15 protein-coding genes are annotated in these 14,606 nt (G+C 44.8%); 5 read left to right on the top strand and 10 right to left on the bottom strand.

Annotated elements, in window-relative coordinates; genetic code table 11:
* Positions 1-16 precede the first annotated feature (16 nt).
* From spoIIM to H580_RS0102975, 3 genes are all read right to left on the bottom strand, one after another.
* Positions 17-664, bottom strand: coding sequence for a stage II sporulation protein M (gene spoIIM, locus H580_RS23155; protein ID WP_245583476.1), 648 nt, complete (start codon positions 662-664; stop codon positions 17-19).
* 90 nt (positions 665-754) lie between these two features.
* Positions 755-1,963, bottom strand: coding sequence for an endonuclease Q family protein (locus H580_RS0102980; protein WP_157282677.1), 1,209 nt, complete (start codon positions 1,961-1,963; stop codon positions 755-757).
* Positions 1,964-1,971: 8 nt separating this feature from the next.
* The gene (locus tag H580_RS0102975; RefSeq protein WP_028593466.1) at positions 1,972-2,550 is read right to left on the bottom strand and encodes an NUDIX domain-containing protein; all 579 of its coding nucleotides are present in this window, start codon (positions 2,548-2,550) and stop codon (positions 1,972-1,974) included.
* A gap of 136 nt (positions 2,551-2,686) precedes the next feature.
* On the opposite strand from H580_RS0102975, the gene H580_RS26115 reads away from it, so the two are divergent.
* The 3 genes from H580_RS26115 to H580_RS0102960 all read left to right on the top strand — a co-directional run bounded on the left by H580_RS26115 (position 2,687) and on the right by H580_RS0102960 (position 4,976).
* Positions 2,687-2,827, top strand: coding sequence for a hypothetical protein (locus tag H580_RS26115; RefSeq protein ID WP_157282675.1), 141 nt, complete (start codon positions 2,687-2,689; stop codon positions 2,825-2,827).
* Positions 2,828-3,002: 175 nt separating this feature from the next.
* Positions 3,003-3,596 (top strand): TetR/AcrR family transcriptional regulator, encoded by a 594-nt coding sequence (locus tag H580_RS0102965; RefSeq protein ID WP_028593465.1) that lies wholly within the window; start codon positions 3,003-3,005, stop codon positions 3,594-3,596.
* Between the two features lie 99 nt (positions 3,597-3,695).
* On the top strand, positions 3,696-4,976 hold the full coding sequence (locus H580_RS0102960) for an MFS transporter (RefSeq protein WP_051217202.1): 1,281 nt from the start codon (positions 3,696-3,698) through the stop codon (positions 4,974-4,976).
* A gap of 101 nt (positions 4,977-5,077) precedes the next feature.
* On the opposite strand, the gene H580_RS0102955 is transcribed toward H580_RS0102960, so the two are convergent.
* Complete coding sequence (locus H580_RS0102955) at positions 5,078-6,208, bottom strand: M20/M25/M40 family metallo-hydrolase (RefSeq protein ID WP_028593463.1); 1,131 nt, start codon at positions 6,206-6,208, stop codon at positions 5,078-5,080.
* Positions 6,209-6,285: 77 nt separating this feature from the next.
* Between H580_RS0102955 and prli42 the strand changes: the two genes are divergently transcribed.
* Positions 6,286-6,390, top strand: a complete 105-nt coding sequence (gene prli42 / locus H580_RS26110; protein WP_157282673.1) for a stressosome-associated protein Prli42 — start codon at positions 6,286-6,288, stop codon at positions 6,388-6,390.
* A 149-nt stretch (positions 6,391-6,539) separates the two neighbouring features.
* On the opposite strand, the gene lipB is transcribed toward prli42, so the two are convergent.
* The 5 genes from lipB to lpdA form a co-directional block, all read right to left on the bottom strand.
* The gene (gene lipB, locus H580_RS0102945; protein WP_245583475.1) at positions 6,540-7,271 is read right to left on the bottom strand and encodes a lipoyl(octanoyl) transferase LipB; all 732 of its coding nucleotides are present in this window, start codon (positions 7,269-7,271) and stop codon (positions 6,540-6,542) included.
* A 55-nt stretch (positions 7,272-7,326) separates the two neighbouring features.
* Complete coding sequence (locus H580_RS0102940; RefSeq protein ID WP_028593461.1) at positions 7,327-8,790, bottom strand: dihydrolipoamide acetyltransferase family protein; 1,464 nt, start codon at positions 8,788-8,790, stop codon at positions 7,327-7,329.
* A 40-nt stretch (positions 8,791-8,830) separates the two neighbouring features.
* Positions 8,831-9,814 carry an alpha-ketoacid dehydrogenase subunit beta gene (locus tag H580_RS0102935; RefSeq protein WP_028593460.1) on the bottom strand — a complete coding sequence of 328 codons (984 nt, stop codon included), beginning with the start codon at positions 9,812-9,814 and terminating at the stop codon, positions 8,831-8,833.
* Positions 9,801-10,841 carry a thiamine pyrophosphate-dependent dehydrogenase E1 component subunit alpha gene (locus H580_RS0102930; RefSeq protein ID WP_028593459.1) on the bottom strand — a complete coding sequence of 347 codons (1,041 nt, stop codon included), beginning with the start codon at positions 10,839-10,841 and terminating at the stop codon, positions 9,801-9,803. The genes H580_RS0102935 and H580_RS0102930 overlap by 14 nt, the downstream gene beginning before the upstream one ends.
* 250 nt (positions 10,842-11,091) lie before the next feature.
* Positions 11,092-12,513, bottom strand: a complete 1,422-nt coding sequence (gene lpdA / locus H580_RS0102925) for a dihydrolipoyl dehydrogenase (RefSeq protein WP_028593458.1) — start codon at positions 12,511-12,513, stop codon at positions 11,092-11,094.
* A gap of 212 nt (positions 12,514-12,725) precedes the next feature.
* On the opposite strand from lpdA, the gene H580_RS0102920 reads away from it, so the two are divergent.
* The gene (locus H580_RS0102920; protein ID WP_028593457.1) at positions 12,726-13,103 is read left to right on the top strand and encodes a DUF2627 domain-containing protein; all 378 of its coding nucleotides are present in this window, start codon (positions 12,726-12,728) and stop codon (positions 13,101-13,103) included.
* Positions 13,104-13,183: 80 nt separating this feature from the next.
* On the opposite strand, the gene H580_RS0102915 is transcribed toward H580_RS0102920, so the two are convergent.
* Complete coding sequence (locus H580_RS0102915) at positions 13,184-14,512, bottom strand: IS3 family transposase (RefSeq protein WP_028593456.1); 1,329 nt, start codon at positions 14,510-14,512, stop codon at positions 13,184-13,186.
* Positions 14,513-14,606: the final 94 nt, after the last annotated feature.

The raw sequence follows: 14,606 nt of genomic DNA, 5'->3' as shown, positions 1-14,606 counted from the left end.
ATCAGTGTCAAATTATTTACGAGATCTTTAAAGCACTCTCGACATCAATTATGGAGGAAGACATCCAATTCATGAGATAAGGGCTAACCCAGGTCATTATAACGGCAACCGCCATCATTCCTATACATACCCCAACTTGTGTCGTCAAATAATCGAGAAACGGTTTTTTTAACGAACGCATCTTCGGAACGAACAGCCTGTCCTTCATCACATGAATCGCAAAAGACAGGGCAGAAACACTCGCTATAAGCATAAGCGGAATCGCAATCATATTGTGAGGAGCGACTCCAAGCAAAGCTACGAACATTCCCTTCCATGAGAATTGGCTGACCAGAGTTCCGACCGTAAATCCAATGAGTACACCTTTTGCAAAGTCAAGAATCAAAATAAGTGGAAATCCTACAATAGAAATACCAAGCACAGCAATGAGTAATATCCACCGCCAATACATCCAAAGTGAGGACCAGAATTCAGTAGTGTCGGCAGAATCTCCTGCTGTTAAAAAGATTTGCTCCAATTGACGCGATAGCTCCTCTTGTTGGTCATACGTTAACGAGTTGACCAATAAAGCACCGAACACAACACCTACAACAAATATCAATGTCACGAACACATACAAATATAAATGCTTCTTTATATCCGGCATGATTGCTAACAAGGTCAACGTCTCCTTTCTCCTTACGGAAAACTTGTCCGCTCTGACGTTGCTCCATGTATATGCATATACATGCCATCATATGATAATGCCTTATTTTTATTTTTCTGTGTTCATGACTCCTCCATACGTTCCTCCACCGCCGCTTCTGAGCTCCAGTGTTCCTGTGCGTGCCGCTTGAATGAATTGTGCAATTTTGTCACCTACGACAGCACAAAGATCCTCCATACTTGCTCGATGCAAAATATTCATCTCTGTACCGAACTGCTGCAGCATCTTCCTCATCGTGCTAGGCCCAACACCAGGTAAATATTCTAAAGGTACCTGATGAATATAAGGAGTACGATCAGGGCGAACAGCCTCCTCTACACTTCGATCTGCAATAGATGCAATTCGATCGTACACACCGCCGATGACTACTTTACTGCCGCATGTTGAACATGGTTGAGACATATGATTCCCAGACGAATGAACTCCATCCACTAACAAGTGCCCATTGCCACAAGTTGTGCGATGGTACTTTCCAAGCCGCGGATTCAGGCCATAATTCGCTGCAACACCGCGTCCCTCCTGCTTGCGCAGCACTTTGCACCATTCTGCAAAATTCGGCTCCGCCATAACAAATGAATTGTACTCACGTCCAATTTTGGATAGTGAGTGGGCATCTGAATTCGTTAATAGTGTATACGGGTCAAGTTCTGAAATACGCGCTGTCATGTCACGATCTGCACTCAAGCCAACTTCAACAGCATCAACGAGCTGCATGTCCAGCACGTCCTCCATCCGATCTGTACAGCTGCCGTATATGCTTTTATGCGGGGTGAAAATATGAGCAGGGACGAATACTCCTCCATAGGCTGCAACCTCCTGCTGTAGCTTCACTGCCTCTACATAAATACGCTGCGTGGACAGATGGATATTACGCATATGTGCAGACATCCAACGTGAAAAGTGCTTCATCGCGTCAAGGCTGGGCATATAGCAAAGTACATGTGCCGTGCCTTTTCCGTCGGGCTTAATCTCAATTTCACTCCCCAATAAAATGGTCGTATTTTTATAGCGAATCCCACCCGCAGGGAGCTCCTCCATTTCCCCTCGGGCGATTAAGCGATCGATATCAGCAAGCACACCTGGTGATTGCGCATCAATAATCCCGATTAGATCGATTCCTTTACGATCAGTTGCTTCACGAGCAATCGCTTCGAAAGTTAAATTTCGACTGGCGCTTATTTTAACAGCCCTTCCTTCTGAAGTAGCTCCGATATGGACGTGTAAATCCGCGTAGTACGTACTCAGATTTAGTTTCATTTTCTCACTCACAGAGGCCATTGTCCTGTCAACTTCTTAATTTGCCATGCATAAACCGCACTTATCGTTTTTGCATCACTAATACGTCCTGCCCGAATCGCTGTGAAAGCTTCATCCAACGTAAGTGCCGTGACTTCAAGAAACTCATCCTCATCTGTCTGCATCGAACCTTGTACAAGCTGTTCAGCAACAAATAAATGAATAATTTCATCTGCAAAGCCAGGTGATGTGTAAAAAGAAGTAAGGGGAATTAGCGACTCTGCGATGTATCCTGTCTCTTCTTCCAATTCCCTTGTTGCCGCTGCCTGCGGCAGCTCACCCGCATCTAACTTACCCGCAGGTATTTCAACTTGGGACTTCCCCAGCGGCTTCCGGTACTGTTCAACAACAATCATTTTGTCGTCGCGAATCGCAAGTACAGCTACAGCTCCTGGATGCTTAACAATTTCACGAGTGGCCGTCGAGCCATCAGGCAAAGATACCGTGTCTACTTGCAAGGAAATCACTTTGCCATCAAATATTTTCTTCGTCTCTATCGTCAATTCTTCAAAAAGTTTACCCGCTTCATATTGATTCGAATGATTCATTCTCTATCCATCCCCTTATCCATCTGCAATAACTACTCAATCTATTATTTTTCACATATACACACAATCTATTACATACAAATTATATCAGATGGCATTCATAAACACGATGACGACAAGGAGATGAGATGCAGCAATGAAACAATTTCGTACGAATAAACAGTTGTGGCTTTCCGGTAAAGGTTATGATATAAGTGCAGCTTTACGACGTATGATGATGAAAGAAGGCAAAGATGCCAAAATATCCGATATACTAAGTAAACCGCACAGAAAATAACACTTTTAACCAACCACGTATCCATCTGTACACTGATGCAATCAACGAGGCATCTTAGCATAATTTTCACAAGGCTTTGACCCTACTCCGCTGTTATGCACTTGACACCTCCTTCTGACCAAGCTAAGATTTGATTATACTGACCGATCGTTCTAATAATGGAGGATACGTATTCATGGCACGTCGAACTGCAGAAGAAGCCGAACAGACTAAGCAAGCGATAGCTGCTGCTGCGAAGCAGCTCTTTATTCAACAAGGATACCAAGCCACTTCTATGGAGCAGATTCGAGAATCTTCTGGCATGAGTAAAGGCAGCATTTACTACCATTTCAAAAGTAAAGAACAGCTATTTATGTACTTACTTGAGTTAAATATGGTCGATTGGATCTTTAAGTGTACAGAACGATTCAAACTCGTTTCAACCGCTACGGAGAAGCTGTATGCGATCGCTCATCATTTCGCTCATGACTTTGAAAACCCATTAATGCAAGCATCGATGGAATTTTCCGGGACTAAAGGTGCAGATCCAGAAGTGATTGAGAAAATTGTGGAAATGTCTAAGTTCCCACTCCCGTTAATTCTCGATGTGATTAAAGAAGGTATCCAGCAAAAAGAATTCGCTGAAGATGATCCCGAGAAGCTAGCTCTGTTGCTTTACAGCGTATTAGGCGGACTTGGCATTATCCAGTTTGACAACTACTCGCTTGAAGAACTTGAGTTCATACATCGCAAGGCAATCGATGTGTTCCTTAACGGTATTCGCGCATAACATAAAGGACGAAATAGATGGATGAACGAATCCATCTTTATTTTCACCCATTATTAAACCGGACAGTCAGTATATTTAAATTTAGGGGGACAATAAATCATGTCAAGCAATGCTACACCTGTAGCTGCACCACCATCTTTATGGAGCAATCGAGTTTTTCTTATCGTAGCTTCTGCTGATTTACTCCAACAAATTGGCATCTGGGTACGTAATATGGCCCTTCTATTCGCTGTTACGGAGATGACAAACGGAAATGCAGTAGCCATTTCCTTACTCACCGTATTTGAAATGGCTCCGATATTTATCTTTTCCTTGATCGGCGGCGTATTCGCGGATCGCTGGAATCCAAAATGGACAGTCGTTATCGGTGACTTGCTCAGTGCCTTGTCCATCGTCGTCATCATGCTATGTCTCGCATCTGGCATTTGGCAAGCTGTATTTTTAGCTACTGTCGTCTCTGCAATCGTGAGTCAATTTTCAGTACCCTCGTCATCCGTACTGTTCAAACGACACGTTCCAGAATCTCAAGTGCCAACTGCAATAGGGATTACACAAGGTCTGGGCTCCATATTCGTCATTCTTGGCCCCATTATTGGAACTACCTTGTACAAGGTGCTCGGGCTTCAAGGCTCTTTGATCGTATTATGCGGAATTTTCACATTAGCAGCACTTATCCAACTTGCTCTACCCTCCTATAAACGAGAGAAGAAAGAGAACACTGCTGTATTTGAAGATATTAAAGCAGGTATATCCTATGTATGGGCGCACCCCACCCTACGACTATTAACACTTACGCAAATTGTAATTAGTCTCGGAATCGGCTTAATTCAGCCACTTGAAATATTTATTGTAACAGAGCGTCTCGGACTGCCTAAAGAATCATTACCTTGGATAACAACAGCGGCAGGTGTTGGATTGTTCATCGGGATTAGTATCGCATCGGCATGTGGAACCTTTATTCAGAAACACCGCAAAATCATTTTTGCAGTTGCTTTATTAGGATTAGCCATATCTTTAGTTATTGAAGGATGGTCTACAATTTTATGGTTAACACTAGGTATTCGCTTCCTAAGTGGTTTGCTGATTGCAGCACTGCAAGTTATTTTGAGTACGTGGTTCATTCAGTTTGTAGACGAAAACTTTATCGGACGTGTAAATGGAATTACAATGCCGCTGTACACGGCAGGTGTAATGATCGCTTCTGGTATGGCTGGATTTATTAAGGAACAATTTTCACTCGTTACGGTCTTTACACTTGCAGGTATCGTAGTCGCGTTTGGAGCGTGGCTGAGCCTTTACATTAATTTATCTGCGTCGAAGGAGCCTTCCAAAGAAGCAGAAAACGTAGAAGTGAGTAAGTCGTTACGTACAGCAAAATGATTACAAAAAAAGAGAAGCATCCTCTTTCACTAATTATCAGTGAATCAGGATGCTTCTTTCTTAAGGGTCGATTTTAGACAAAGGTTTCGTCCCGTTTAATGCTACGCCTTAATTGCTTCTTCTATAATCGCAACAACAAGCTCTGTCGTCTTCACCAAATCCGAAGTATGAATATGCTCATTCGTCGTATGGATGTCTTTGTAGCCAACTGCAAGGTTAACGGTAGGGACACCATGACCGTTGAAAATATTCGCATCGCTTCCGCCGCCGGAATGGAATACGCTAGTTGGCACGCCAATTTTCTCATTGGCACGAGCAACCAATTTCACAACTTCATCTTCTTCTGTAAAGTTAAAGGCTGGGTACATCACTTCACTTGTGAAATTAGCGCGAGCACCGTACTCTGCTGCTGCTGATTCAAGCGCTTCTTTCATAACAGCCGTTTGCTTATCCATCTTATCTTGCACAATACTTCTCGCTTCAGCTGTCAGCTTGACATAATCGCATACGATATTCGTCGCACCGCCACCTTCAAAGCGACCGATGTTTGCTGTTGTTTCGTGATCGATACGGCCAAGTGGCATACGTGCTACTGCTTTACCTGCCACTTGAATCGCGCTAATTCCATCTTCAGGGTTCACACCTGCATGTGCAGACTTCCCGAAAATCTCCATCGTAATCTTCGCTTGTGTAGGTGCAGCTACAGCTATGGAACCGATCTCACCGTTCGAATCCAAAGCATATCCCAAATCAGCCTTCAAAAGAGATGCATCCATAACACGAGCACCATTTAGGCCTGATTCCTCACCAACCGTAATAACGAATTGAATTTGACCATGTGCTTGACCGGATTGTTGCACGACACGAATCGCTTCGAACATGGCAGCAAGACCAGCTTTGTCGTCCGCACCAAGAATAGTCGTACCGTCACTGCGAATCATGCCGTCTGCATCGACAACTGGCTTAATGCCTTTACCAGGCGTAACTGTATCCATATGAGAGGTGAAGAAAATGCGCTTCGCTTGTTCTTGTCCTGCCGATGCTGGCCATGTAACGATCAAGTTCCCTGCGCCATGTCCAGACTTCTCTTGCGTATCATCTTCATATACATCAAGTCCTAGTTCGCTGAACTGTTTTTTTAGCAGATCACAGATTTCGCGCTCATAGCGTGTTTCACTATCTACTTGAACCAATTGCAAAAAATGTTGTACTAATCGCTCTTGTTGTACCATCGTATCTTTCCTCCACACTCATTTTTCGTTAAAATAAATAGTATATCATTGATTTAGAGAGAAAGGAGTGCCTTCCTATGCAATCCAAACGTTGGTTTAAGATCGTTGTCTACGTCATGCTCATCGCTATGATCGCTTCCACTTTAATCTTCCTTATTGAGCCAATCTTATATGGCCTATAAGATATCGCTTGAGAAGTTCTCAGCACCATTCGGTTTGATCGTGTAGAATCGTTTAGGCAGGACAAGCCTATTTGCAAGTTGTCCACATCCATCTTTACATGTACCTACGGATGAAGCCATGCTATCAGCATGGCTTTCAACGTGTTAGGTTAGGAGACGGAATGATGAATGATCTCAGGATATCCGAACACATTCATAAAATGAGGAAGCAATTCCTGTCCTACCTGCTCTACTGTAAAGGTTTGACCTGTTACATCTTCTAATGACGTTACTCCGAATTGTTGAATGCCGCACGGAACGATTCCGGTAAATCCAGAGTGCTGAATTCCTTGCTTAATATTAAAAGCAAATCCGTGACTCGTCACAAATCCTCTGCGGTTTCTACATTTATTGAACTTAACTCCGATCGCTGCAATCTTTTCATTGCCGACCCAAACACCAGTAAAATCTGGCTTGCGATCCCCAACGATACCATATGAAGCAAGATACTGAATCATCATTTCTTCCAAATTTCTTAAGTATCCGTGCAAGTCCAAGCTTGGACCTTCAAGCAGCAGCATAGGGTATCCAACAAGTTGACCCGGCCCATGATACGTAATATCACCACCGCGATCAATTTCGTAAACAGAAATCCCCTGCTTCTCCAGCTGTTCAGCGGATAAGAGTAAATGCTCAGGGTTGCGCTGGGAACCAATCGTATAGGTTGGAGGATGCTCCAGCAAAAACAACGTATCGTTCGCTGAACCATTATCGATCTGCTTAACAATGTCTTTTTGCATATCCCATGCTTGCTTATAATCCAGTTGTCCATAGGTATGTAGGTGCAGCGTCTGAGTGTTAGTCGTTTCCAAACTGATCTGATCCTGCTGACTGTTCATCATGCTATCACTCTTTCTTCTCTGACATCCTACTCTAGTATACCACGGAATGAAGCAATCAATATAATTTCGTATCAGAATTATAGCTTTCCAAATTCTCTTTTACACGCTGAAGGAATCGACCGCAAATGACGCCGTCCAAAATACGATGATCAAGAGACAAGCACATATTTGCCATTGAACGAACCGCGATCATATCATTAATAACAACCGGACGCTTTACAATCGACTCAAAAGTAAGGATTGCAGCTTGCGGATAGTTAATAATCGGATAGGATTGAATAGAGCCAAATGAACCTGTATTGTTAAATGTAAATGTGCCGCCTTGCATATCCTCTAGTGTAAGCTTGCCTTCGCGTGTGCGCCGTGCTAAGTCGTCTATTTCTCTAGCAAGACCTGCGATATTTTTCTGATCTGCTTTTTTAATAACGGGAACCATAACAGAATCTTCCGTACCCACAGACAAGGAAATATTCACATCACGCTTTACAATAATTTTATCAACAGCCCACAATGAGTTCATAATCGGGTAATCCTTGATTGCATTTACAACGGCTTTAAGAACAAATGCCAAATAAGTCAAATTGACGCCTTCTTTGCGTCGGAATTCGTCTTTCCACTTATTGCGAAGTTCTACTAAGTTCGTCACATCAACCTCAATCATCGTCCATGCATGCGGGATTTCAGAGACACTTTGACGCATACGAGTCGCGATCGTATTACGGATAGGCGTGACATCAATAAAGCGCTCCCCATCACCAACCGTTTGTGGTCGTTCCACATCGATATGCGGCACTCGCGGAGATTCCGACAAGTGCAGACCCGAGCTGCGAACCGGCAGGCTAGGTAAGCTTGCATCACCAGCCATGCCTTGATCAAGTCCAGCCAGTTGTTCTTCTTTAAGCTTGTGCTGTTCATGCTTCAACGCTTCTTGCGTACCGTTGCCGCGCACCTCTATGAATTGCAAGACATCCTTACGCGTAATGCGTCCACCAAGCCCAGATCCTTGGACATATGTCAAATCAACATCATAGTCACTTGCCAACCGCTGTACTGCGGGTGATAAGCGTGCGCGCATCGGAGCGTTCTCATCGTTAGAGCTCATACTTACTTGCTCCGCAGCAGCTCTACGCTTGTCCGCTGTAGCTTCTACAGCATTGGAAATTGCAGCAGGTTGGTACTGGCCTACACCTACTGTTGCTGCGCCTGTTCCATTCAGAACCTTCGCACCTGCTCCAGCTACTTCCCCAGATGAAAGCTTGGCTTGTAATGCTGAATGGTACGTACAAATGACCTTACCTACTTCAACTACATCGCCATCATGCACGAGATGCATACCCATTACCCCATTTTCCGTAGCGGGTATTTCAGCGACGACTTTCTCCGTAAACACTTCACATATCGGTTCATAAGCTTCAAATGCGTCACCAGGCTGCTTCAACCACTTATTGAGTGTCGCAGATACGAGGGATTCCGCAAGCTGCGGCATCGTAATCTCTTTCGTTATTCCATTGTCTGACATCGATCACTTCACTCCCGTCTTTCTTTCGACTTTCTCACATTTAGTATTGAGCGAGCTTGCGCATCGCTTCTTTGAGCTTGTCTTTATTTAACATAAACTCCCGCTCAAGCGGTGGGCTGATCGGCATCGCCGGAACGTCAGGACCACATAAACGCATAATCGGAGCATCCAGTTCATGCAGCAATTCTTCAGCAATGATTGCGGACACTTCAGCACCAATACCCCCAGTCTTATTGTCTTCATGAACAATAAGAACTTTACCTGTTTTGGCCACCGCTTCTAAAATACCTTCCTTATCAAGCGGCTGCAGTGTGCGCAGATCGAGAATATGAGCGCTTATACCTTCTGACACCAACTCTTCAGCAGCCTGCATCGCGAAGTGCAGCGGCAAGCTATAGCCAATTATCGTGATGTCTTCTCCCTCACGAATGACATTTGACTTGCCAATCGGAACGATATAATCGGTTTCAGGAACTTCACCCTTGATCATGCGATAGCACTTTTTATTTTCAAAGAAAATAACCGGGTCAGGGTCACGAATTGCCGCTTTGAGCAGCCCTTTCGCATCATATGCCGTATAAGGCGCAACAATTTTCAAGCCTGGCGTACCAAAGAACACCGATTCCGGACACTGGGAATGATACAGCCCACCAAATATGCCACCACCAATCGGTGCTCGAATGACAACTGGACAGTTCCAGTCATTGTTTGAGCGATAACGAATCTTGGCTGCTTCGCTAATGATTTGATTCGCTGCCGGAAACATGAAGTCCGAATATTGCATTTCAGCAATCGGCTTCATCCCTACCATGGCAGCCCCAATCGCCACTCCAGCAATAGCAGACTCAGCTAGTGGAGTATCCAATGCGCGAGCTTCACCAAATTGTTCGTACAACCCTTTCGTGGTCGTAAAGACACCGCCCTTTACCCCAACATCTTCTCCAAGTACGAATACTTCTGGGTCGCGCTCCATTTCTTCTTTCATTGCCAATCGAATGGCATCAATATATTCAATAACGGCCATTGGATGCTCCCCCTTCCGATTCAGCATACACATGCGTATAAGTTTCGTCAGGATGAGGATAAGGAGCTTCCTCAGCATAAGCCGTAGCTTCGTTGATAATCGCTAACAATTGTTTCACTAAAGCCTCATCTTGAGCTTCTGACCATATCCCGCAATTGATCAAATATTGCTTAAAACGGGGAAGCCCGTCATTCGCACGATGCTGCTCCACTTCTTCCTTCGTCCGATACGCAAGATCGTTATCCGACGTGGAATGCGGCTGCAAACGATACATGACCGATTCAATAAGCGTCGGTCCTTCACCACGAATAGCACGCTCGCGCGCTTCCTTCACGACTCTATATACTTCTAACGGATCCGTCCCATCAACACGAACGCCCGGGAAACCATAGCCTGCCGCCCGATCGCTTATATTTCCAGCCGTTTGCTTGGATAAAGGCACTGAAATCGCGTATTGATTGTTCTGACACATAATAATAACGGGAAGACGATGAACGCCAGCGAAATTGCAGCCTTCATGGAAATCTCCCTGATTGCTCGAGCCTTCACCGAAGGTTACATACGATACGATATCCTGCTTGCGCATTTTAGCAGCTAACGCAATGCCTACAGCATGCGGCACTTGCGTTGTAACTGGGCTTGAGCCCGTCACAATGCGATGACGCTTCGACCCGAAATGGCCCGGCATCTGGCGTCCTCCACTGCTAATATCTTCTGCTTTCGCAAAAATAGAGAGCATCAAATCCTTCACCGTCACACCAACCGATAGTACAAAGCCATAGTCACGGTAATACGGCAGAAAATAATCCCTCTCCCGATCCAAGGCAAACGCTGCTGCGACTTGCGTCATTTCTTGGCCGATTCCTGATACATGGAAACCTACCTTGCCAGCCCTCTGCAGCAATAAACCCCTCTCGTCGTATTTGCGTGCAAGTACCATCATACGATACATCTCCAAAGCTTGATCATCCGAGATTCCTAGCTGCTCATGGCGTGAACGCTCACGAACCGTTACATCTGGTGTCATGGAGTGATCCCCCTTTTCCACATGTCCTAATCACATAAAGTTACATGTAACTACAAAAGTTGTCATCAACATCTAATACCAGGTACTAATTTTCTGGTTAGATGTATTATACCCTCTTGTTAAACAAAAAGAAAATGTTAAACGTCATATCGTTATGATGACAGTTGCGATAACTTTAAAATGAGAAATGCCTCGCCCCTTCTCCCCATGTAGCAATCCCATCATCAACTTAGGCTGAGAACGTGGAATATTAAAGGATATGAGAGCGACCTTGTACAGCTAGCATAGCTTCCTGTACAGCTTCTGACAATGAAGGGTGCGGATGAACAACTTGTCCAACCTCCCAAGGAGTTCCATCCAAAAGTTGCGCCACTGCAGCTTCACTAATAAGCTCCGTCGCATGAGGGCCGATTATGTGAACACCGAGCACATCGTTCGTAGCTTGATTCGCAATCACTTTGACAAAACCTGCTGTTTCACCATATACAAGAGCCTTGCCGATGGCTTGAAAAGGAATTTTCCCAACTTTCACATCGTGTCCAGCAGCACGAGCCTCTGCTTCCGTCAAACCGATTGAAGCCGTTTCTGGTCTCGCATAAACACAACGTGGGACCATTCGGGATTGTAACGCCGTGCCTTTATGCCCACTCATATGCTCAACAGCAGCTATTCCTTCTGCGGATGCTGCATGCGCAAGCTGCAATCCGCCAATACAATCACCAATTGCATAAATATGTGGTTCATTCGTTTGCAAATGTTCATTCACTCGGATAACCCCGTTTTCAACTTGGACATTTGTCTGCTCCAAACCAAGCTTCTCCACATTAGCTGCGCGGCCAACAGACACAAGTATACGGTCTGCTTGTAAATGAATGGTCTCTTCTGCAGTGGTCGCTAAAATATCCATTCCAGATTCGTCTTTGCGAATTCCTTCCGCATCTATAGTACAATTCGTATAAATCGTTACGCCTCGATCCGCGAGCTGCTTATGCATTTCTTTCGCAACTTCTTCATCTTCTGAAGGAAGAATTCGAGCACCTGCTTCTATCATTGTTACCTGAACGCCAAAGTCCACCATCATCGAAGCCCATTCTACACCAATCACACCACCGCCGACGATAGCGATACGCTGTGGCAGCGTGTCCCATTCAAGCGCTTCGTCGCTCGTAAACACATACTGTCCATCTGGTTCTAGACCGCGGAGTATTCTTGGGCGGGAGCCTGTCGCAATAATAAGGTACTTGGGCACAATCGTTTCCGACTCACCATTGTCCAACTCAACGGCTACTGATCCACTTTGCGGTGAAAAAATAGAGGGACCCATGACGCGCCCGCTGCCATGTATTACTTCAATTTTATGCTTATTCATTAAATATTGAACGCCACTATGCAATTTATCTACGATTTGCTGTTTGCGAGCTTGTACTTCATCAAAGTGAAGCTTTACCCCCTCCGTATGCACACCAAACTGGGCACTTTCCTTTGCTAACGCATATACTTCTGCACTACGCAGCAGCGCCTTGCTCGGAATGCAGCCGCGATGGAGACAGGTACCTCCCAGCTGCTGTTTTTCTATAACAACAACATGATGACCTGCTTGTGCAGCTGCAATTGCAGCTACATAGCCACCTGTTCCTCCGCCGATAATGGCAACGTCTACTTGTTTCGTCATGAAACTTTTCACTCCTCTCTATATCTTGGTGCTATTGTAACTCCTTTTTCCGTTCCAGCCAATTACATAACTATCGGTCAAATATCTTCTAATCAATAAATATGGCAAAAAAGCAAAATTAGACATATTTCCATACTCAAGGTAAGATGAATAGAGCAGAAAAATAGGTAAACGACACACACATCCTCTTAATAAAGGAATGAGCGCTAACGATGGCCAATGCAAATGTTAAAGTAACCATTTCTCGTTTTATTGCGATAATGATGCTTGTGATTCCTGGCGTGCTCGCAACTGCTGGATTTTTGTACATGAAAGATGCCATTTATCAATATATTGTTGACAAAGGAAATCCCGCTTTAACCGATATATCATTTGGATGGCTGCCTTTCTTAGGAGGTTTATTACTCTTTGCCATCGGGGTCGGATTTATTGGGGGCTGGATCTTTTTCCGCGATCGGAAACATAACTATGTTGCACCTCGATTCCGTGAAAAGAAACCTCGCGGACCGCGCCCAGACTTTCGTCAGCAAGCGACACGTTCCCAGCACAATTCTGGTAATAACCAACCTGTTGATGCAAAAACGAAGTAAATAAAGAAGGAAGCCTACGGCATGCACCGTGATCTGGACCCTTTGTCAAGGACACATTCAAAAGAAAGAGCTTATGGGTTTTAAACTGCGGACAAAAGATGATTTCTGTACTGTACAGGAGTCATCTTTTTTCGTCCCCATTGATATCTGTGGTTGTTGTAATAGCGAATGTACCGATCTACATCTTGCTTAAGACTTTCAAAGGTCAGGCAGGCTCTGTGGTCGACATGATCCTTAAGATGACCAAAGAAGGATTCCTGAGGGGCATTATCCCAGCAGTTTCCTCGTCTAGACATGGATTGCCCCAACTTGTGCTTCTTTAGAAGCTTTTGGAAGGTGGGGCTTGTATAGTGGCTGCCCTGATCGGAGTGGATAAAGGCGCCTTTAGGCAGTTTGATTCGTTTTTGTTGCATGAACTTCTCTATGGTATCAGTAGCTAAGTCAAGTGTAATTCGGTCAGATAGATGATGTGCCAGGGCCTCGCCTGTAGAAGCATCCAATATGGTTGACAAATAGGCCATCTCCGACCGACCGTAAGGCAGATAAGTGATGTCCGTTAGAAGCGCAAGGCCCGGGATTTCTTTCCTGAAATCTCGCTGTAAAAGGTTAGGTAGCGTCCGGTGTTCAAGCGTTGCCTTAGCTATTCGTTTATATGGGTTTGGCTTTCGGTGAGGGCAGACTAATCCAAATTTCTTCATCAATTTGCGGATTCGCTTCAGGTTGTACACAATACCAAACTCGTGTTCCAGGATCATTTTAATGGAGCGTGAACCCTTCTTGAAGCCTCGACGAGCAAAGGCCTTTTTGATCCAGGTACCGGCCTCCTCGTCTTCTCTAGCTCGTTGCAGGCGTGTATCCGCAGCCTGAAGATAACGATAGTATCCGGAGCGAGAGACCTCTAGCAGCTCGCAGAAATACCGAGTCATTCGTCCCAATCCTTGCTTTACGGCTTCATGGATCAGTTCGAATTTATGACTTATGCTTAGATTGCTTTTCTCTAGTACTAGCCTCCTTTCGTTCTTGTCGAACTTTTTTAACAGTTCAAGCTGTGATTCGAGAAGCTTGATTTTTGCCTCTTGTTTGGCAATCACTTCGGCAGCAGTCAGTTCCCTCTGTAACGGACGACCCGAGGAACCTTTCCTTGAGTCGGTGAGCCCGATAATCCCATCCCTTTCATAAGCCTTCTTCCAGCGATCTGCGCATTGTTCGACACGAGTCATTCCTAGGGTGCTGACATCGAATCCACTCGCCTCAAAGATCTCCCTAGGCGTTTTCCCGAGCATGTATTGTTCAATGAAGAGCCGTTTAAATTCATCTGTGTAGGCAATGGATTTTTCACTAACTCTAGCGATATATCTGTTGTTTGATAAAACTTCGCGTTGTCCCTCATTAAAATATTTCTTGCTCATGTCATCCCCCCCGTTACTCTTCCAGTATACGAAAAAGTACCCATAGCCCAAACACCTTTTTTTCAAAGTGTCCAGTCTATGGGTACCAGTTTAC

The sequence above is a fragment of the Paenibacillus assamensis DSM 18201 genome (assembly GCF_000422445.1).
Classification (GTDB): domain Bacteria; phylum Bacillota; class Bacilli; order Paenibacillales; family Paenibacillaceae; genus Paenibacillus_B; species Paenibacillus_B assamensis.
Note: the sequence above shows the minus strand (reverse complement) of the source record. Positions and strands in the feature narration are given on the sequence as shown.

Excerpts from the sequence above, each read along its gene's own strand:
- H580_RS0102975 (WP_028593466.1), bottom strand. The coding sequence starts at position 2,550 with ATGAATCATTCGAATCAATATGAAGCGGGTAAACTTTTTGAAGAATTG.
- H580_RS0102955 (WP_028593463.1), bottom strand. The coding sequence starts at position 6,208 with ATGGTACAACAAGAGCGATTAGTACAACATTTTTTGCAATTGGTTCAA.
- lipB (WP_245583475.1), bottom strand. The coding sequence starts at position 7,271 with ATGATGAACAGTCAGCAGGATCAGATCAGTTTGGAAACGACTAACACT.
- H580_RS0102980 (WP_157282677.1), bottom strand. The coding sequence starts at position 1,963 with ATGAAACTAAATCTGAGTACGTACTACGCGGATTTACACGTCCATATC.
- H580_RS0102960 (WP_051217202.1), top strand. The coding sequence starts at position 3,696 with ATGTCAAGCAATGCTACACCTGTAGCTGCACCACCATCTTTATGGAGC.
- H580_RS0102935 (WP_028593460.1), bottom strand. The coding sequence starts at position 9,814 with ATGGCCGTTATTGAATATATTGATGCCATTCGATTGGCAATGAAAGAA.
- lpdA (WP_028593458.1), bottom strand. The coding sequence starts at position 12,513 with ATGACGAAACAAGTAGACGTTGCCATTATCGGCGGAGGAACAGGTGGC.
- H580_RS0102930 (WP_028593459.1), bottom strand. The coding sequence starts at position 10,841 with ATGACACCAGATGTAACGGTTCGTGAGCGTTCACGCCATGAGCAGCTA.
- H580_RS26115 (WP_157282675.1), top strand. The coding sequence starts at position 2,687 with ATGAAACAATTTCGTACGAATAAACAGTTGTGGCTTTCCGGTAAAGGT.
- H580_RS0102940 (WP_028593461.1), bottom strand. The coding sequence starts at position 8,790 with ATGTCAGACAATGGAATAACGAAAGAGATTACGATGCCGCAGCTTGCG.
- H580_RS0102965 (WP_028593465.1), top strand. The coding sequence starts at position 3,003 with ATGGCACGTCGAACTGCAGAAGAAGCCGAACAGACTAAGCAAGCGATA.
- prli42 (WP_157282673.1), top strand. The coding sequence starts at position 6,286 with ATGCAATCCAAACGTTGGTTTAAGATCGTTGTCTACGTCATGCTCATC.
- H580_RS0102920 (WP_028593457.1), top strand. The coding sequence starts at position 12,726 with ATGGCCAATGCAAATGTTAAAGTAACCATTTCTCGTTTTATTGCGATA.
- H580_RS0102915 (WP_028593456.1), bottom strand. The coding sequence starts at position 14,512 with ATGAGCAAGAAATATTTTAATGAGGGACAACGCGAAGTTTTATCAAAC.